The organism is Roseovarius nanhaiticus (assembly GCF_900156535.1).
GTDB lineage: Bacteria > Pseudomonadota > Alphaproteobacteria > Rhodobacterales > Rhodobacteraceae > Roseovarius > Roseovarius nanhaiticus.
Map to the genome: position 1 here is coordinate 1532554 of NZ_FTNV01000001.1, position 18669 is coordinate 1551222.

Annotated in this window: 11 protein-coding genes; 10 read left to right on the forward strand and 1 reads right to left on the reverse strand. The window is 62.9% G+C overall.

Going from position 1 to position 18669, the window contains the following annotated elements; all coding sequences use genetic code 11:
* Positions 1-105: 105 nt before the first annotated feature.
* From BW975_RS07435 to BW975_RS07465, 7 genes are all read left to right on the forward strand, one after another.
* The gene (locus BW975_RS07435) at positions 106-1485 is read left to right on the forward strand and encodes a trypsin-like peptidase domain-containing protein (RefSeq protein ID WP_076533506.1); all 1380 of its coding nucleotides are present in this window, start codon (positions 106-108) and stop codon (positions 1483-1485) included.
* A 3-nt stretch (positions 1486-1488) separates the two neighbouring features.
* Positions 1489-2799, forward strand: coding sequence for a replication-associated recombination protein A (locus BW975_RS07440; RefSeq protein WP_076532334.1), 1311 nt, complete (start codon positions 1489-1491; stop codon positions 2797-2799).
* A 363-nt stretch (positions 2800-3162) separates the two neighbouring features.
* Entirely contained in the window at positions 3163-4773 is a 1611-nt protein-coding gene (locus BW975_RS07445) for an ABC transporter substrate-binding protein (RefSeq protein ID WP_076532336.1), read from the forward strand.
* A 303-nt stretch (positions 4774-5076) separates the two neighbouring features.
* Positions 5077-6687: an ABC transporter substrate-binding protein gene (locus BW975_RS07450; protein ID WP_076532338.1), complete on the forward strand. Its 1611-nt coding sequence runs from the start codon at positions 5077-5079 to the stop codon at positions 6685-6687.
* A 196-nt stretch (positions 6688-6883) separates the two neighbouring features.
* The gene (locus tag BW975_RS07455; RefSeq protein WP_076532340.1) at positions 6884-7840 is read left to right on the forward strand and encodes an ABC transporter permease; all 957 of its coding nucleotides are present in this window, start codon (positions 6884-6886) and stop codon (positions 7838-7840) included.
* A 12-nt stretch (positions 7841-7852) separates the two neighbouring features.
* Positions 7853-8953, forward strand: coding sequence for an ABC transporter permease (locus BW975_RS07460; RefSeq protein ID WP_244512478.1), 1101 nt, complete (start codon positions 7853-7855; stop codon positions 8951-8953).
* Between the two features lie 6 nt (positions 8954-8959).
* Positions 8960-10657 (forward strand): ABC transporter ATP-binding protein, encoded by a 1698-nt coding sequence (locus BW975_RS07465; RefSeq protein ID WP_076533510.1) that lies wholly within the window; start codon positions 8960-8962, stop codon positions 10655-10657.
* Positions 10658-11484: 827 nt separating this feature from the next.
* Here BW975_RS07465 and carB read toward each other — a convergent pair.
* Positions 11485-14787 carry a carbamoyl-phosphate synthase large subunit gene (gene carB / locus BW975_RS07470; protein WP_076532342.1) on the reverse strand — a complete coding sequence of 1101 codons (3303 nt, stop codon included), beginning with the start codon at positions 14785-14787 and terminating at the stop codon, positions 11485-11487.
* A 235-nt stretch (positions 14788-15022) separates the two neighbouring features.
* On the opposite strand from carB, the gene BW975_RS07475 reads away from it, so the two are divergent.
* The 3 genes from BW975_RS07475 to aspS all read left to right on the forward strand — a co-directional run bounded on the left by BW975_RS07475 (position 15023) and on the right by aspS (position 18657).
* Positions 15023-16132, forward strand: a complete 1110-nt coding sequence (locus BW975_RS07475) for an aminodeoxychorismate synthase component I (protein ID WP_076532344.1) — start codon at positions 15023-15025, stop codon at positions 16130-16132.
* Complete coding sequence (locus tag BW975_RS07480; RefSeq protein ID WP_076532346.1) at positions 16105-16767, forward strand: aminotransferase class IV family protein; 663 nt, start codon at positions 16105-16107, stop codon at positions 16765-16767. The genes BW975_RS07475 and BW975_RS07480 overlap by 28 nt, the downstream gene beginning before the upstream one ends.
* A 111-nt stretch (positions 16768-16878) precedes the next feature.
* Entirely contained in the window at positions 16879-18657 is a 1779-nt protein-coding gene (gene aspS / locus BW975_RS07485; protein WP_076532348.1) for an aspartate--tRNA ligase, read from the forward strand.
* The last annotated feature ends 12 nt before the right edge of the window (positions 18658-18669 follow it).

Genomic DNA, 18669 nt, shown 5'->3' on the forward strand with positions numbered 1-18669 from the left:
GGGATCGGCGGGGGCCTTTTGCTTTTCTGTCCAGGTGCGCGGAAACTTGCAATCGCGCGCTACGGGGCGCATATCGCGTGGGCAGACCTGCTTTCGGAGGCGCTCATGCTGAAACCCCTCGCCATCGCGCTTATTGCTTTTGCTGTGCCCGCCGCGGCGCAAATGACAGTCCCGCAAAGCAGTGCCCAGATCCAGATGGGCTTCGTGCCGGTGGTCAAGTCCGTGACCCCCGCCGTCGTCAACATCTACGCGCGCCGCGTGATCGAGGGGCGGGCCAGCCCCTTCGCCGACGATCCATTCTTTGGCCAGCTTTTCCAGAATTTCGGCGGGCAGCGCCCGCGCGTGGAAAACTCGCTCGGCTCCGGTGTCATCCTTGGCAGTGACGGTATCGTGGTGTCCAATTATCATGTCGTGGGGCAGGCGACCGATATTCGCGTCGTTCTGAATGACCGCCGCGAATTCGATGCAACGGTCCTTCTGGCCGACGAGGAAAGCGATCTGGCGATCCTGAAACTCGAGGACGGTGCCGACCTGCCCGCGCTCGCGCTGCGCGACAGCGACAGCGTCGAGGTGGGCGAGCTGGTGCTGGCCGTGGGCAACCCCTTTGGCGTGGGCCAGACCGTCAGCAGCGGCATCGTCTCGGGCCTTGCGCGGTCGGGGACCGCCACGGGCAATGCGCGCGGCTATTTCATCCAGACGGACGCGCCGATCAATCCGGGCAATTCGGGCGGCGCGCTGGTGGATGTGAACGGCGCGCTCATCGGGATCAACACGTCGATCCTCAGCCGCTCGGGCGGCTCGAACGGGATCGGCTTTGCCATTCCCGCCGCGCTGGTGCGCCAATTCGTCGATCAGGCCCGCGCGGGAGAGACGCGGTTTCAGCGGCCATGGGCGGGCGTCAGCGGACAGCCGGTCAGCTATGACATGGCCGAGGGGCTGGGCCTGCCGCGTGCCAGCGGCATCATCCTGTCGGACATGCATCCGGCCAGCCCCTTCGCCGCCGCGGGTCTGCGGACGGGGGACGTGATCCTGACGGTGGACGGGCAGGAGGTGAACGGCCCGGCCGAGATGATCTACCGTATGAGCGTCGCGGGGCTAGGCGCAGATGTGACGCTGGATGTGGTGCAGCGGGGCGAGACCCGGCAGGTCAGCGTACCCATGCTGCGCGCGCCGGATGAGCCGCCCCGCGCGACGCTGACCACCGGCGCGCGCGCGGCTGTGCCGGGCGTGACGCTCAGCACCGTGAACCCTGCCGTGATGGCCGAGTATGACCTGCCGCTGACCGCTCAGGGCGCACTGGTCGAGAACCCGGGCGAAGTGGGCGCGCGGGCGGGCTTGCGCGCGGGTGATGTGATCCTCAGCATAAACGGCGCCGCTGTCACCGATAGCGCCACCGCAGAGGCCGCGCTGGAGGCCGCCGAGCGGCGCCTCGCGCTGGATATTCAGCGCGGGCAGCGGCGGCTGACCATGCGCTTCCGGCTCTAGGTCATGGCGGATCTCTTTGATACCGGCGAGGCGCCGATCGGCCAGCCGCAGGGGCATCGCCCGCTGGCGGATCGTCTGCGCCCCAAGGCCTTGGGTGAGGTGATTGGGCAGGAGCAGGTGCTGGGCGATGAGGCGCCGCTCGGTGTCATGCTGGCCGCCGGCAGCCTTGGCAGCCTGATTTTCTGGGGTCCGCCCGGCGTGGGCAAGACGACCATCGCGCGCCTTTTGGCGGATGTGACGGATCTGCATTTCATCCAGATCAGCGCTATCTTTTCGGGCGTGGCGGACCTCAAGAAGGTCTTTCAGGAGGCCAAGCACCGTGCCGCGAACGGGCAGGGGACGCTGCTCTTCGTGGACGAGATCCACCGTTTCAACAAGGCGCAGCAGGACGGCTTCCTGCCCTATATGGAGGATGGCACGATCCTTCTGGTCGGCGCCACCACCGAGAACCCGAGTTTCGAGTTGAACGCCGCCCTTCTCAGCCGCTCTCAGGTCTTGATACTGACCCGCCTGACCCTCGCGGACCTTGAGCGCCTTGCCCAGCGGGCCGAGCGAGAACTGGACCGTGCGCTGCCGCTGGATGGCCCGGCGCGCGAGGCTCTGCTGGAGATGGCCGACGGCGACGGGCGCGCGCTGCTCAATCTGATCGAGCAGATCATGGCCTGGAAGATCGAGGGCAAGCTGGACACCGAAGGACTGGCCAGCCGCCTGATGCGCCGCGCCGCGAAATACGACAAATCGGGCGACGAGCATTACAATCTCATCTCGGCCCTGCACAAATCCGTGCGCGGATCCGATCCCGATGCCGCTGCCTACTGGCTGGCGCGCATGCTGACCGGGGGCGAGGATCCGCGCTATCTCGCGCGGCGCATCACGCGCATGGCGGTCGAGGATATCGGCCTTGCCGACACGCATGCGCACCGCGTCTGCCTGGACGCCTGGGAGACCTATGAGAGGCTGGGCTCGCCCGAGGGGGAATTGGCCTTGGGGCAGGCGGTGATCTATCTCGCCCTCGCGCCGAAATCGAATGCCGGATATGCCGCATTCAAGGCGGCGATGCGCGAGGCCAAGAAAACCGGATCCGAGCCGCCGCCCAAACATATTCTGAACGCGCCGACCAAGCTGATGAAAGAGCAGGGCTTTGGCGCGGGCTACGCTTATGATCACGACGCAGAAGACGCGTTTTCGGGCCAGAACTACTTCCCCGAGACAATGAAGCGCCCGGTCCTCTATCAGCCGGTCGAGCGGGGATTCGAGCGCGAGTTGAAAAAACGCGTGGATTACTTCGCCAAGCTGCGGATGAAGCGGGATTAGATCTCGTCGGCACAACCCCAGCGGGAAAGTGGCCTGTTTGCGACATTTCGGGCGGCCGAATTTGGGCGTGACGCCACGTAATCTGACGGTGGTGACCTCCCTTTTTTATAGGGCATTAGATCACGAACACTGCGGGTCAAGCCATAAAAACAAGGGATTGTGCGGTATTCTTACTGGCGGTGCGCGCTGTGACGTGTTGTAATCCGCACATGTCGCAATCAGTCTATTGCTTTGCAGTGCTGAACCAACGCCGCGCCGTCCCGGCTTTCACCGGGGTTGGGTGCCATGGGGGGCGCTGACATTTGCATGCCCAAGCCTGACTGATTGTACGATCAAACGATCCACCACAGACGGAGGTTTTCTATGACCAATACGAAAAACAGCGACCTGATGACGCGCCTCGGGGATGCCGCAAAATCCGGTACCATTTCGCGCCGCTCATTCATGAATTACTCGATGGCCGCCGGCGTCGGCGCCAGCGCGGCCACGGGCCTGTGGACGACCAAGGCGAACGCGGCTCCTCAAAAGGGTGGCTTGTTCCGCTTTGGTGTCCATGACGGCAACTCGTCGGACACCCATGATCCCGGTACGTATGTCAGCCGCCAGCAGATCTATCTGGCGCACCAGTATCGTTCCTATCTGACGATGATCAATCCCGACGGCAGCCTCGGCAATGACCTTGCCACCGGCTGGGAGCCGAATGACGATGCGTCGGTCTGGACCTTCGAGATCAACCAGAATGCCAGCTTCCACTCGGGCAAGCCGGTCACGTCCGAGGATGTCGTCGACTCGCTAAATTTCCACCGGGGCGAGGCATCGACATCGGCGGCGAAATCGCTTCTGTCGGGTGTGAAGGATATCCGCGCGGATGGCGAGCATACCGTCGTGGTCGAATTGACGGGCGGCAATGCCGATGTTCCGTGGCTCATGACGGATTATCACTTCGCGATCTGCCCCAGCAATGGCGATGGCACGATTGATTGGCAGTCCGGCGACGGCTCTGGCCCCTACAAGATCGATAATGCCGAATGGGGTGTCCAATTCCGGCTGTCACGCCACGATGGCTGGCACCTTGAAGGCGCCTATTTCGATGAGCTCCTGATGCTGGTTCTCAACGATCCGAACGCGCGCCAGACGGCGCTTGTAACGGGCGATGTGGACGCCGTGTCGCTGGTCGATCTCAAGACCAAGTCCCTGCTGGAGCGCGATCCGTCGATCGAGATCCTGTCGGTGCCCTCGGCGGCGGCCATCACGATGCCGATGTTCTGCGACACGGCGCCGTTCGACGATGTGAATGTGCGCAACGCGCTGAAATTGTCGATGGACCGTGACGAGATCATCCAGAAGATCGCCTTTGGCGAAGCGACGATGGGCAATGACTTCCATCACAGCCCTGCGATGCCCTACTTCCCCGAGGGGATCGAGCAGCGCACATACGATCCCGATCAGGCCAAGTCGCTGCTCAAGAAGGCAGGGGCAGAAAATCTCGAGGTCAGCCTCAGCACCGCGGATTCGGTGTTCTCCGGCGCGGTCGACATGTGCGTGCTTTACGCCGAGCAAGCCGCCGCAGCGGGCATCAAGGTGAACGTCGTTCGTGAGCCGAACGATGGTTACTATTCGGATGTCTGGCTGAAAAAGCCCTTCACTGCCGTCAGCTGGGGCGCACGCCCCACGCCCGACGTCATGTATTCGCTGGCCTATCAGTCGGATGCCGCCTGGAACGAGTCGCGCTGGCAGAACGAGAAGTTCAACGAGCTGCTGCAAAAGGCCAAGGCCGAGCTCAACGATGAACGTCGTTCCGAGATGTACCGCGAAATGGCGCTTCTGGCCCGGAATGACGGGGGGACGATCATCCCGTTCTTCAACAACTTCGTCTATGCGGTGCGTGACAACGTGCAGACTGGCGAAAATCTGGCCCCCAGCTGGGAGCTGGACGGTGCCCGCGGCCCAAGCCGCTGGTGGTTCGCAAGCTGATAGATCGAACGCATCAAGGGTCCGGCGCAGACGCGCCGGACCCGTCCATATGCGGCATGATTTCAGGCGACCTTACACAAAAGATTTCGGCTATCCTTTGCGCAAAAAAAGTTGAACGGCAGGAAAATGCGATCCAAATCATCAACTTGGTATAAAGTTGTGGATGAAGGGTCCCATTCGTGTTTTGCTGTTGAAGGGTCGGTTTTGGACCTATTGCAGCGCGGCGATGCGCCGACACTGACAAGGCTCCGGACGGATCGCCCGGTGGCCCAACAAAAATTATAAGACTCTCAGGGAGAAGATATGAAAAACCCAATAAACCAGCAGATGCTGGACCGACTGGCAGACGCTGCCCGCGAGGGGCGCATTTCGCGTCGTTCGTTCATGAATTATTCAATGGCGGCAGGCGTGACCGCAAGCGCCGCAACCGGCCTCTGGGGCACCGCAGCCCGCGCCGAGCCCAAGCGCGGCGGCACGTTCCGGATCGCTCAGCATGACGGCAACTCGGGCGACACGCATGATCCCGGCATTTACGAATCCAATGCCGAGATCCTTTTGGCGCACACGTTCCGCGCCTTCCTGACGCAGATCAACACCGATGGCACATTGGGTGCGGACGTCGCAACCGAATGGTCCGCGACGCCCGATGCGTCCGAATGGACGTTCAAGCTGAACCCGAATGCCAAGTTCCATTCGGGCGGCAAGGTCACGGCAGAGGATGTCGTCGCGTCGATGAATTTCCACCGCGGCGAAGAATCCACGTCGGCCGCCAAGTCCCTTCTGGGCTCGGTCACCGAGATCGTTGCCGATGACGAGGAAACCGTCACGTTCAAGCTGGATGCAGGCAACGCCGACCTGCCGTGGCTGATGACGGACTACCACCTGGTCATCCTGCCCCGTAACGAGGACGGCACCGCAAACTGGCAGTCCGGCGATGGCTGCGGCCCCTACGTGCTGAATAAATGGGAGCCGGGCGTGAATGCATCTCTGACCCGGTTCGAGGATTGGCATGGTGAGGGCGCCTATTTCGATGCGATCGAAGTCACCTTCATCAACGATCCCAACGCACGCCAGACCGCGCTGGTCACCGGCGACGCGGATGCCACGAGCCTTCTTGAAAACAAGACGATGTCCCTGCTCGAGCGGTCGCCCGACGTTCAGGTCATCAATATCCCGTCGGCACAGGCGATCACGATGCCGATGTTCTGCGACGTCGCGCCCTTCGACAATGTCGATGTGCGCAAGGCGCTGAAGCTGTCGATGAACCGCGACGAGCTGGTCGAGAAGATTTCCTTCGGCGCGGCAACTGTCGGCAACGACTTCCACCATTCGCCGGCGATGCCCTACTATCCCGAAGGGATCGAGCAGACACCCTATGACCCGGATCAGGCCAAATCCCTGCTGAAAAAGGCGGGCATGGAAAACCTGTCGGTCGATTTCAGTGTTGCGGATTCGATCACTGCGGGCGCCGTGGACCTAGCTATTCTCTACAAGGAGCAGGCGAATGCGTCGGGTATCAACATCAATGTCACGCGGGAGCCGAGCGATGGATACTATTCCGACGTCTGGCTGAAAAAGCCGTGGTGCATGGTCGTCTGGGGCGCGCGCCCTACGCCCGACGTGATGTATTCGCTGGCCTACAAGGACGATGCCGCCTGGAACGAGAGCCATTGGCAGAACGAGCGCTTCAACGAGCTGCTGTTGCAAGCGAAGGCCGAGCTTGACGACAGCCTGCGCGCCGAGATGTACCGCGAGATGGCGATCCTGGCCAAGGACGACGGCGGCACGATCATCCCGTTCTTCCCGAACTTCGTCTATGGCATCCGCAGCAATGTGGGCACCACAGGCGAGTATGCGGCCAGCTGGCATATGGACGGCTACCGCGCCGCCAGCCGCTGGTGGTTCAAGGACTGATCAGTTGCACTGCGGCCCGGCGCGAACGCGCCGGGCCGCTATCGCGGCCTCATCGCAGGCTGCAACGACATATATACGGGCGCGTTCCGCGCAGTGCGCGACGCCGGCGCACCACACCGCCGCAGCCCGATTGAGTTAAGAACGATCCGCGCCGTCACACCGGCGCCACCAAGGTTAAAAACCGCAGGAGGGACAAATGGGAGACATTCTGGGGCTCGTTGCAAAACGGCTCGGACTGGGGCTGCTCATACTACTCGTGATTTCAGTCATCATCTTCTTCATGGTCGAACTGCTGCCCGGCGACATCGCCGAGGCGGTTCTGGGCCAGGGGGCGACCGAAGAGAACGTCAGAAACCTGCGCGAGCAGATGGGACTGAACGATCCGGCCCTCGTGCGCTATTTCGAGTGGCTGAAAGGGGCGGTTTTCCTCGATTTCGGGCGTTCGATTGTGACGCAGGAACCCGTGATGAGCGTGATCGGCGAGCGTTTCCGCAACACGCTTTTCTTGGCCACGTATGCAGCGGTGATCGCCGTTCCCTTTGCCATCATCCTCGGCGTGATCGTCGCGCTCTTGCGCAATTCGATCTTCGACCGCGTGGCAAACGTGCTGACGCTGACCTCGATCTCCAGCCCGGAATTCTTCCTCGGCTACATTCTGATCCTCTACTTCTCGGTCAAGTGGGGCATGTTCCCCGCCATCGCCAGCCTCAATGATGGCATGAACTTCTGGGATCTACTTCAGCGCACATTCCTGCCGGCGCTGACCCTGGTCCTTGTCGTTACGGCCCACATGATGCGCATGACGCGCGCGGCGATCATCAACCTGCTTGCCTCTCCCTATATCGAGATGGCCAAGCTGAAGGGCACGCCGCCCTGGAAGGTGATCGTGCGGCACGCGCTGCCCAATGCCTGGGCACCCATCATCAACGTCGTCGCGCTGAACCTGGCCTACCTCATCACGGGCGTCGTCCTAGTCGAGGTGGTCTTCGTCTACCCCGGCATTGGACAGGCACTCGTCGATGCGGTTTCCAAGCGTGATTTCCCGGTGGTGCAGGCCTGCTGCCTGATCTTTGCCGCCACCTTCATTCTGCTGAACCTTGCGGCAGATGTCGGCGCAATCCTCACCAACCCGCGCCTGCGGCATCCGAAGTAAGGGAGAGAGACCATGGAAGATATTTCGACCCTATTGTACTTCGGCATGTCGCCCAGCTTGTTCGCGGTGGTCTACTACGCGATCCTGCTGATCGCGTCCTGTGCCTTCGCCTACTACAATCAGCGCTCGCCGTTCCTGCTGGTGTTCTCGCTGACCTTGCTGTCGATCATCGTCGGCATCGTGGGCGGGGCCAGCGCGCTCTCGATGATTGCCGTCACGGCTTTTGTCATCGCGATGGCGGCGATGATGTCCTATGCGTTCCGCGAATTCCTGATCCTGATCGTCTCGACCGAGATGGCCAAGGAACTCAGGACCGCGCCGCTGACCGCCGCCTTCGGCATGTTCATCATCTTCATCTATGCGATCGCGGGCATTTTCGCGCCCTGGATCGCGCCCCACGGTGAGGCCGAGGTTATCAGCAGCGCGTTTGCGCCAGCCGATGAAAACATGCTGCTGGGCGCCGACCAGCTGGGCCGCGACCTTTTTAGCCGGCTCATCTATGGCACGCGCAACTCGGTCGGCCTGGCGCTGACCGCGACGATGCTGGCCTTCCTCGCGGGTGCGTTTCTCGGCCTTCTGGCCGCCGTCAAAGGTGGCTGGCTCGACAACCTCTTGGGCCGGGTCGCGGATGTGATCATGTCGATCCCGTCGCTGATCTTTGCCCTGCTGATGCTGTCGATCTTCGGCCCGTCCATGCCGGTCATCATCGGTGCGGTCGCCATCATCTACGCGCCGCGCGTCTTCCGCCTGACGCGGGCCGTGGCGGGCGACGTTGTCGTCATGGACTATATCGAGGCCGCAAAGCTGCGTGGCGAGGGCACCGGATATCTCATCCGGCGCGAGATCCTGCCGAACTCGACCGCGCCACTGGTGGCGGAATTCGGGCTGGAATTTTGCTTCGTGTTCCTCTTGGTCGCGGGCCTGTCGTTCCTGGGTCTGGGTATCCAGCCGCCCACGGCCGACTGGGGCTCGATGGTGCGCGAGAACGCGACGCTAATCTCGTTCGGAGAAATCACACCGCTTATCCCGGCCGCCGCCATTGCGCTGTTGACCGTCGGCGTCAACTTCGTGGTGGACTGGATGCTGCACCGGTCCTCGGGACTGAAGGAGTAAATGACGATGAACGATAAAAAGAAAAAAGAAGTCCTGCTCAAGATCCGAAACCTCAAGATCGAGGGCTACACGGACGAGACGTGGGTGCCCATCATCAAGGGCGTGGATCTGACCCTGCATCGCGGTGAGGTCATGGGCCTCATCGGCGAGAGCGGCGCAGGCAAATCCACCATCGGCGCTGCCGCCATGGGCTATGCCCGTGACGGCACGCGGATCACGCCGGACAGCTCGATCGAGTTCGACGGGATGGAGCTGACGACCGCCACCGAAGGCGAGCGGCGCGGCCTGCGGGGCGCGCGCATCGCCTATGTCGCGCAATCGGCGGCAGCCTCGTTCAACCCGGCGCACAAGATCATCGACCAGCACACCGAGGCGCCGCTGCACTACCGCCTGCAAAAGCGGATGGCGGCGCAGGAGGACGCGATCGAGCTTTACAACAAGCTGCGCCTGCCCAACCCGGACGAAATCGGCTTTCGCTATCCGCACCAGGTGTCGGGTGGTCAGCTTCAGCGCGCGATGACCGCGATGGCCATGTCCTGCCGGCCCGATCTGATCATCTTCGACGAGCCGACGACGGCGCTCGACGTGACAACGCAGATCGAGGTTCTGGCCGCGATCCGCGATATCGTGGACGAGTTCAACACCGCCGCGCTCTACATCACGCATGATCTGGCCGTGGTTGCCCAGATGGCCGACACGATCAAGGTCCTGCTCAAGGGCGAAGAGGTCGAAGAGGCGCCGACCAAGCAGATGCTGGACAACCCCAAGGAGGATTACACCAAATCCCTCTGGGCCGTCCGCAGCTTCGAATCCCCGCAGCGCAAGCGGGAGGGCCGCGAGCCGCTGATCGAGGTCAAGAACGTCGATGCGTCCTACGCCTCGGGCCCCAAGATCCTCGATGATGTCAGCTTTGACATCTACGAGGGGATGACTGTTGCCGTGGTGGGCGAGTCCGGTTCGGGTAAATCGACCACTGCGCGCGTGATCACAGGCCTTTTGCCGCCGGAAAAGGGCGAGGTTCTCTTCAAGGGGCAGCCCTTCCCGGCGGATTACAAACAGCGCAACAAGGAACAGCTGCGCCAATGCCAGATGATCTATCAGATGGCCGACACCGCGCTGAATCCCAAGGTCAAGATCAGCGAGATCATCGGGCGCCCTGCGAAATTCTACTCGGGTCTTTCGGGTGCCGCGCTGAAAAACCGTGTGGATGAGCTTCTCGATCTGATCGAGCTGGAGCCGTCGCAATACTACAACCGCTACCCACCCGAGCTATCGGGCGGTCAGAAGCAGCGGATCGGTATTGCGCGCGCCCTCGCGGCCGAGCCCAGTTTCATCGTCTGCGACGAGGTGACGTCCGCGCTCGATCAGCTGGTGGCCGAGGGAATTTTGCGCCTGCTGGACCGTCTGCAGGACGAGTTGAACCTCGCCTATATGTTCATCACACATGATCTTGCCACAGTCCGGTCGATCGCGGATGAGGTCGTCGTGATGCAGCATGGCAAGGTGGTGGAGCAGGGGCCGAAGGACAAGATGTTCACGCCGCCGCATCACCCCTATACCGATCTGCTGCTGAGCTCGGTGCCCGAGATGGACCCCGAGTGGCTGACCACCCTCCTCGAAGAGCGGGGTCTGGAAAATCTGGGAGAAGCCGCGTCGGACAAGATCGATCCGGAAGACAAGAAGGTCGCCGCGACCAAGGCCTGAAGCAGGACGGGGCAGGGGCGCTAGAGCCCCTGTCTGAAAGGGCCGAACGGACATGAAAAAGCGGCGGATGGGGGACCATCCGCCGCTTTGACTTGAATACTGTTTGTCGAGCGGTCCTCAGACCATTGCCATCCCGGTCAGGATCATCGTCCCCAGAATGACGGCATAGACGATGAGGACAGCGGGCCATGAGGCGCTGTGCATGCGCAGTTCGCGGTTCAGTTGGTCTCTGGTCATGGGCATAATCGCTTCTGTCGCTACCGGTGTGCTCCGTTTCACCGGCAGAAATGGGTATTGGCGCATGGGTGTTTCCCATCCGCCGCTGCGCTCGCTGAACTTTTCGAAAAGCCGGACCGTGAGGTCCGGCGTAGGCCATGGATGTCAGGTCATCGACATCGCGGACAGGACCATGGTCCCGACAATAAGGCCATAGACGATCAGCACAGCGGGCCAAGTCGCACTATGCATGCGAAGTTCGCGGTTCAGTTGATCCCGGGTCATGGGTGCCCTCCTTTGATCTGCGCTTCCGTCTCTTAGGGCGTTTCCGTTTGCCCTGACCCGCATCTACCCATTTTATTTGCCTTTGCAATGGGCAAATGAATAAAATTACATGCACACTGCGCATAGCTGCTGAGCCGGGTGTGCATGAGTTGCTTTTATCGCTTTAAATGCTTGATTTAAATCACAAAAAAACCGAAGGATCACCCGCGAAATATTATTGCGGGCAAGGCGCTGTCGATTTTGTCACATCTTGTGATCGAATGGCGCCCTTGATGGCGGGTATCTGTTCATGACCGCCGAACCAACGCTGCGGCCTGAGAGGCGTCTCAGGCCGCGCTGGGGCCCTGTAGGGGCATAACAGTCAGATCGCCCTCATTACGCGCCCGCATCGCCTGTGCGGCCGCCAAAGAGGCCGCGGCGGTCGTGAAGTAGGGGATCTTGTCATAAAGCGCGACCGAGCGGATCTCGCGGCTGTCCTCGACCGACAGCGCGCCTTCAGTCGTGTTCATCACAACGGCGATTTCGTTGTTCTTCAGCATGTCGACGATATTGGGCCGCCCCTCGTAGACCTTGTTGACGGTGGTGCAGGCGATCCCCTCTGCCTTGAGGAAGGCCGCGGTACCGCGCGTCGCCACGATGGTGAAGCCCATGTCGACCATGATCTGCGCCGCCTCGGTGATCTGAGCTGTCTTGTCGGCCTCCTTGACCGAAAAGAAGACCTGCCCTTCGGTCGGCAGAACCACGCCCGCGCCCATCTGCGCCTTGAGGAAGGCGCGGGCAAAGCTGACATCCCAGCCCATGACTTCGCCGGTCGAGCGCATTTCCGGCCCCAGGATCGTGTCCACACCGGGGAAGCGGGCGAAGGGCATCACGGCCTCTTTGACCGAGAACCACGGCATCGCGTAGTCGGCCAGCGTCATCTGGTCCGCCATCGGCAGGCTGCCGGGGGTGGCATCCGCCGGGTAGGCGCCGCGATGGGGGAAGTTCGACAGCGGCTCGCCCGCCATGAGGCGCGCTGCGATGGAGGCGATGGCGCTATCGGTGGCCTTGGCGACAAAAGGCACGGTGCGGCTGGCGCGGGGGTTCACCTCGATCAGGTAGATCTCGCCATCCTTGACCGCGAATTGCACGTTCATCAGGCCGACGACCTTCAGCGCGCGGGCAAGCGCGATGGTCTGGCGCTCGATCTCGGCGATGACATCGGCCCCCAGCGTATAGGGCGGGATCGAGCAGGCGCTGTCGCCGGAATGCACGCCCGCCTCCTCGATATGCTGCATGATGCCGGCGACATGCACATTCTCGCCGTCACACAGCGCATCCACATCGCATTCGATCGCACCCGACAGATAGCTGTCCAGCAGCACGGGCGACTTGCCCGACACGACGACCGCCTCGGCGATGTAGCGCTCGAGATGCGGCATGTCGCGCACGATCTCCATCGCCCGTCCGCCCAGCACGTAGGAGGGGCGGATCACCAGCGGAAAGCCGATCCCCTCGGCAATCGCGAAGGCTTGGGCGTCGGTTGATGCGATGCCGTTATGCGGCTGCTTCAGATCCAGCCGGTTGACCAGATCCTGGAACCGCTCACGATCCTCCGCCAGGTCGATAGCGTCGGGCGAGGTGCCGAGGATCGGGATACCTTCGGCCTCCAGCGCATTGGCCAGCTTCAGCGGCGTCTGCCCGCCGAATTGCACGATCACACCGTGCAGCGTGCCGTTCTGCTGCTCGACGCGCAGGATTTCCATCACATGCTCGAACGTGAGCGGCTCGAAATAGAGGCGATCCGAGGTGTCGTAATCGGTGCTGACCGTCTCGGGATTGCAGTTGATCATGATCGTCTCGTAGCCCGCATCCGACAGCGCATAGCAGGCATGGCAGCAGCAATAATCGAACTCGATCCCTTGCCCGATCCGGTTGGGGCCGCCGCCGAGGATGACGACCTTTTTCGCCGCGCTGGGACGCGCCTCGCATTCCACGTCGCCCATCATCGGGGCCTCGTAGGTGGAATACATGTAGGGCGTCTGAGCTTCGAATTCGGCGGCGCAGGTGTCGATCCGCTTGAAGACGGCGGTGACGCCGGCGGCGCGGCGCGCGGCGCGCACGGCCTCCTCGGTCATGCCGGTCAGCATCGCGAGGCGCGCATCGGTGAAGCCCATCATCTTGAGGTGACGTAGCCCCGCCTCGCCGCTGGGCAGGCCTGCGCTGCGCACCTCTTCCTCGGCCTCGACGATCTCGCGGATCCGGGCCAGGAACCATGGGTCATACATGGTCACCGCATGGATATCGTCATCGCTCAGCCCATGGCGCATCGCCTGCGCGATCACGCGGATGCGGTCCGGCGTCTGCTTGGCCAGTGCGCGCGTGATGGCGGGCATTTCGGGTGCGCCCTCAATCTCGATCTCGTCGAAACCGCTCAGCCCCGTCTCCATAGAGGCCAGCGCCTTTTGGAGCGACTCGTGGATGGTCCGGCCAATCGCCATCGCCTCGCCCACCGATTTCATCGCCGTCGTCAGATGCGGCTCGCTGCCGGCGAACTTCTCAAAGGCGAAACGCGGGATCTTGGTCACGACGTAATCAATCGTCGGTTCGAAGCTGGCCGGGGTGACTTGCGTGATGTCATTGTCCAGCTCATCCAGCGTATAGCCCACGGCAAGCTTGGCCGCGATCTTGGCAATCGGAAAACCCGTGGCCTTCGACGCCAGCGCCGAGGACCGGCTGACGCGCGGGTTCATCTCGATCACCACCATGCGACCATCCACCGGGTTGATCGCCCATTGCACGTTCGAGCCGCCCGTTTCGACCCCGATCTCGCGCAGCACGGCGATGCTCTGGTTGCGCATCACCTGATATTCCTTGTCCGTAAGCGTCAGGGCAGGGGCCACGGTGATGCTGTCGCCGGTATGTACGCCCATCGGATCGACGTTTTCGATGGCGCAGACGATGATGGCATTATCGGCACGGTCGCGCACGACCTCCATCTCGAACTCTTTCCAGCCCAGCAGCGACTCGTCGATCAGGATCTGACCGACAGGCGAGGCATCAAGGCCCGTCTTGCAGTAATGCTCGTAATCGTCGCGGTTATAGGCCACGCCGCCGCCAGTACCGCCCAGCGTATAGGCGGGGCGGATGATTGCAGGAAGGCCAACGTAATCAATGGCATCCATGCATTCCTGCATGGTGTTGGCGATGGTCGCCTTGGGGTTCTCGATGCCCAGGCGGTCCATCGCCTCGCGAAAGAGCTTGCGGTCCTCGGCCATCTCGATCGCGGCGCGGTTGGCACCGATCAGCTCGACGCCGAACTTCTCCAGCACGCCCATATCCGCGACAGCCAGCGCGGTGTTAAGGCCGGTCTGCCCGCCCATCGTGGGCAAAAGGGCGTCGGGGCGCTCTTTCTCGATGATCTTGGTAACGATTTCGGGCGTGATCGGCTCGATATAGGTGGCATCGGCAAGGCCCGGATCCGTCATGATCGTCGCGGGGTTCGAATTGACCAGGATGACGCGGTAACCTTCTTCCCGCAGTGCCTTGCAGGCCTGGGCGCCCGAATAGTCGAACTCGCAAGCCTGTCCGATGATGATGGGCCCGGCCCCGATGATCATGATGGATTTGATATCGTCGCGCTTTGGCATGGCGGTCCCCATTTGGCAGCTGTGATCGCGCGAGGCCCGCCAGGGCGCATCGAGAGCTTGGGTCGGCGCAAGGGTGCGAGCGGCGGGCGCGCAAATTGTTGGCGTTATATCCATGCATCCGCGCGGCGCAAGGGAATAGGGCTGCGCTCCGCGTGGACGATTGTGGATTGGCCCTGTTTTTTGTGGCGCGACCGTTCTAGGTAGCGCGGCAAAGGGCACAAGGCAGGAGGGGCGGTTGGAGATTCGTTTCGATCAGGGGCCGGATGGCACCGGGGCCGCACGCTTTGCGGCGCCATCGCGCATCATCGAAGCGCGTGATCCCGCCGACGTTCAGGACGCGCTGGCAGCGCTGGACGCCGCGCGTGCGGGCGGCGCGTGGCTTGCCGGATATGCCAGCTATGAGCTCGGCTATGCGCTCGAGCCGCGGCTGGCGCCCTTGATGCCGCCGCGCCGCCGCCTGCCTTTGCTGAGAATAGGCGTCTATGACGCGCCCGAGGCTGCGCCCGAACTTGCCGCCGGGCCTGCCAGCCTGTCGGATCTCTCGCCCGCTTGGGATGCCGCGCGCTATGGCGAGGCATTTCGCACCGTGCATGATTTCATCGGCGCGGGCGACATCTACCAGGCAAACCTGACCTTCCCGCTCAGCGCAACGGCCACCGGCGATCCCGGCGCGCTCTATGCTGCGCTCAGCGCGGTGCAGCCGCTGCGCTACGGCGCCCTGGTCCTGCAAGAGGATGGTCCCGCGATCCTGTCGCGCTCTCCCGAGCTCTTCTTCCGCACCGATGCCGAAGGCCGGATCGAGACGCGCCCGATGAAGGGCACGCAGCCGCGCAGCCCGGACGCCGCCGAGGACGCACGCCGCCGCATTTTCCTGTCAGCCGATGACAAGAACCGCGCCGAGAACCTGATGATCGTCGATCTCTTGCGCAATGATCTCAGCCGCGTCTGCGCCCCCGGCAGCGTCACCGTGCCCGAGCTTTTCACCGTCGAGAGCTACAGCACCGTCCATCAGATGACCTCGCTCATCGCGGGGCAGATGATGGCGGGCACCGGGCTCGGCGATGTTCTCGCCGCGCTCTTTCCCTGCGGCTCGATCACCGGCGCGCCAAAATTGCGCGCGATGCAGGTGCTGGCCGATCTGGAAGAGACCCCGCGCGAAATTTATTGCGGCACCATTGGCTGGGCCGCGCCGGATGGCAGGGCCGAATTCAACGTCGCCATCCGCACGCTCATGGTCGAGGACGGTAACGCCGTTCTGAATGTCGGCGGCGGCGTCGTCCATGACAGCACCGCCGAGGCCGAATACGAGGAGGCGCTGTGGAAAACACGCTTCGCCAGGATTTGAACACGCCGTTGGGGCACGATTTCGCCCTGATCGAGACGATGCTGTGGACTCCCGAGGACGGCGTCCAGCACCGCGCGCGCCACATGGCGCGGCTTACCCGCTCGGCCCGGCATTTCGGGATTGCGCCGCAGGGCTTGGATGCGGCGCTGGACGCCGTTACCGGCACCAGCCCGCTGCGCCTGCGCCTGACCGTCAGCGCGGATGGCGCAGCCCGCATCACCTCGGCCCCGTTCACGCCCCTCGCACCCGGCGCCCGCTGGCGCATCGCCATCCACTCCGAACGCCTCGATGCCGCCGACCCGTGGCTGGCGCACAAGACGACCCGCCGCGCGCTTTACGATGCCGCGCGCGCCGCGCTGCCCGAGGGCATTGACGAATACATCTTCCTCAACCGCGGCGGCGCCCTCTGCGAAGGCGCGATCACCAATATCTATGTCGATCCCGGCGATGGCATCCTGCGCACCCCGCCCCGCGCCTGCGGTTGCCTGCCCGGCATCGGGCGCGAGGCGCTGATCGCCGCCCGCCGCGCGCGCCCCCAGCGCCTCACACCGGATGATCTGCGGGCCGCCCAGGCAATCTTCGTCGGCAACGCGCTGCGCGGCCTCATCCCTGCAACACTCGTTTCTTCTTGCTGAAAATATCCCCGCCGGAGGCTCCGACCCCGGCCAAAGGGCGCGCCCCTTGACTTTGGCGGCGCAGCCATGTGTATCGGCGGCACGCCAGACCCGCCAAAGAGGATGACCCGCATGCACGCCTATCGCAGCCATACCTGCGCCGACCTGACCAAGCAAAACGTGGGCGATACCGTGCGCCTCTCGGGCTGGGTCCACCGCATCCGCGACCATGGCGGCGTGCTCTTCGTCGATCTGCGCGACCATTACGGCATGACCCAGCTCATTTGCGATCCCGACAGCGCGGCCTTCGCCGCCGTGGATGCCGTGCGCAGCGAGTGGTGCATCCGCATCGATGGCGAGGTCAAGGCGCGCGACGCATCGCTGGTGAATCCCAAGCTGCCGACCGGTGAGATCGAGGTGTTCATCCGCGACATCGAGGTACTGGGCGCCGCCAAGGAGCTGCCGCTGATGGTCTTCGGCGATCAAGACTACCCCGAGGAGACGCGGCTCAAGCACCGCTATCTGGACCTGCGCCGCGAGGCGATGCAGCGCAACATGACCCTGCGCAGCGATGTCGTGGCCTCGATGCGCCGCCGCATGTGGGACCAGAAATTCCGCGAATATCAGACGCCGATCATCACCGCCTCGTCCCCCGAGGGCGCGCGCGACTTCCTGGTGCCCTCGCGCCTGCACCCGGGCAAATTCTACGCGCTTCCCCAGGCGCCGCAGCTTTTCAAGCAGCTCATCATGGTCTCGGGCTTCGACAAGTATTTCCAGATTGCGCCCTGCTTCCGCGACGAGGACCCGCGTGCCGACCGCTCGCCCACCGATTTCTACCAGCTCGATCTCGAAATGAGCTTTGTCGAGCAGCAGGACGTGTTCGACACGATCCAGCCTGTCATTCAGGGCATCTTTGAGGAATTCGGCGGCGGGCGCAAAGTCGATACCACCTGGGAGCAGATCAGCTACGCCGACGCCGCGCTCTGGTACGGCACCGACAAGCCCGACCTGCGCAACCCGATCAAGATGCAGGTTGTCTCGGATCATTTCCGCGGCTCGGGATTTGCCATCTTCGCCAAGCTTCTGGAGCAGGACGGCACCGAGATCCGCGCCATCCCCGCCCCCGGTGGCGGCAGCCGCAAATTCTGCGACCGCATGAACGCCTTTGCCCAGAGAGAGGGCCTGCCGGGGATGGGCTATATCTTCTGGCGTGCGGGCGATGACGGCATGGAAGCCGCAGGCCCCTTGGCCAAGAATATCGGACCCGAGCGCACCGAGGCGATCCGCCAGCAACTGGGTCTGGGCGAGGGCGACGCCGCCTTCTTCCTAGGCGGCAAGCCCGCCAGCTTCGAGCGTGTCGCGGGCAAGGCCCGCACCGAGATCGGCAATGAACTGGCCCTCACGGATGAAAACCGCTTCGCCTTTGCCTGGATCGTCGATTTTCCGATGTACGAGGCCGACGAGGAGACGGGCAAGATCGACTTCTCGCACAACCCCTTCTCGATGCCGCAGGGCGGGCTTGAGGCGCTGCAAGGCGATCCGCTCAAAGTGCTGGGATATCAGTATGATCTGGCGTGCAATGGATACGAGCTTGTCTCCGGCGCGATCCGGAACCATCGCCTCGACGTAATGATCGCCGCGTTCGAAAAGGCAGGATATGACGAAGCCGAGGTGCATAGCCGTTTTGGCGGACTGGTGCAGGCGTTCCAATATGGCGCTCCGCCCCATGGTGGCTGCGCGGCGGGTATCGACCGCATCGTGATGCTGCTGGCGGATGAGGCGAATATCCGCGAGGTCATCATGTTCCCGATGAACCAGCGCGCCGAGGATCTGATGATGAACGCTCCCAGCGCGCCGTCGTCGGATCAGCTAATGGAGCTTGGCCTGCGGGTGATCCCGCAGGACAAGTAACGCCGAAAAGCG

What these genes read in the sequence shown, in the direction of transcription:
- BW975_RS07465 (WP_076533510.1), top strand. Translation starts at nt 8,960, where the DNA reads ATGAACGATAAAAAGAAAAAAGAAGTCCTGCTCAAGATCCGAAACCTC.
- BW975_RS07440 (WP_076532334.1), top strand. Translation starts at nt 1,489, where the DNA reads ATGGCGGATCTCTTTGATACCGGCGAGGCGCCGATCGGCCAGCCGCAG.
- BW975_RS07435 (WP_076533506.1), top strand. Translation starts at nt 106, where the DNA reads ATGCTGAAACCCCTCGCCATCGCGCTTATTGCTTTTGCTGTGCCCGCC.
- BW975_RS07460 (WP_244512478.1), top strand. Translation starts at nt 7,853, where the DNA reads ATGGAAGATATTTCGACCCTATTGTACTTCGGCATGTCGCCCAGCTTG.
- BW975_RS07445 (WP_076532336.1), top strand. Translation starts at nt 3,163, where the DNA reads ATGACCAATACGAAAAACAGCGACCTGATGACGCGCCTCGGGGATGCC.
- aspS (WP_076532348.1), top strand. Translation starts at nt 16,879, where the DNA reads ATGCACGCCTATCGCAGCCATACCTGCGCCGACCTGACCAAGCAAAAC.
- carB (WP_076532342.1), bottom strand. Translation starts at nt 14,787, where the DNA reads ATGCCAAAGCGCGACGATATCAAATCCATCATGATCATCGGGGCCGGG.
- BW975_RS07450 (WP_076532338.1), top strand. Translation starts at nt 5,077, where the DNA reads ATGAAAAACCCAATAAACCAGCAGATGCTGGACCGACTGGCAGACGCT.
- BW975_RS07455 (WP_076532340.1), top strand. Translation starts at nt 6,884, where the DNA reads ATGGGAGACATTCTGGGGCTCGTTGCAAAACGGCTCGGACTGGGGCTG.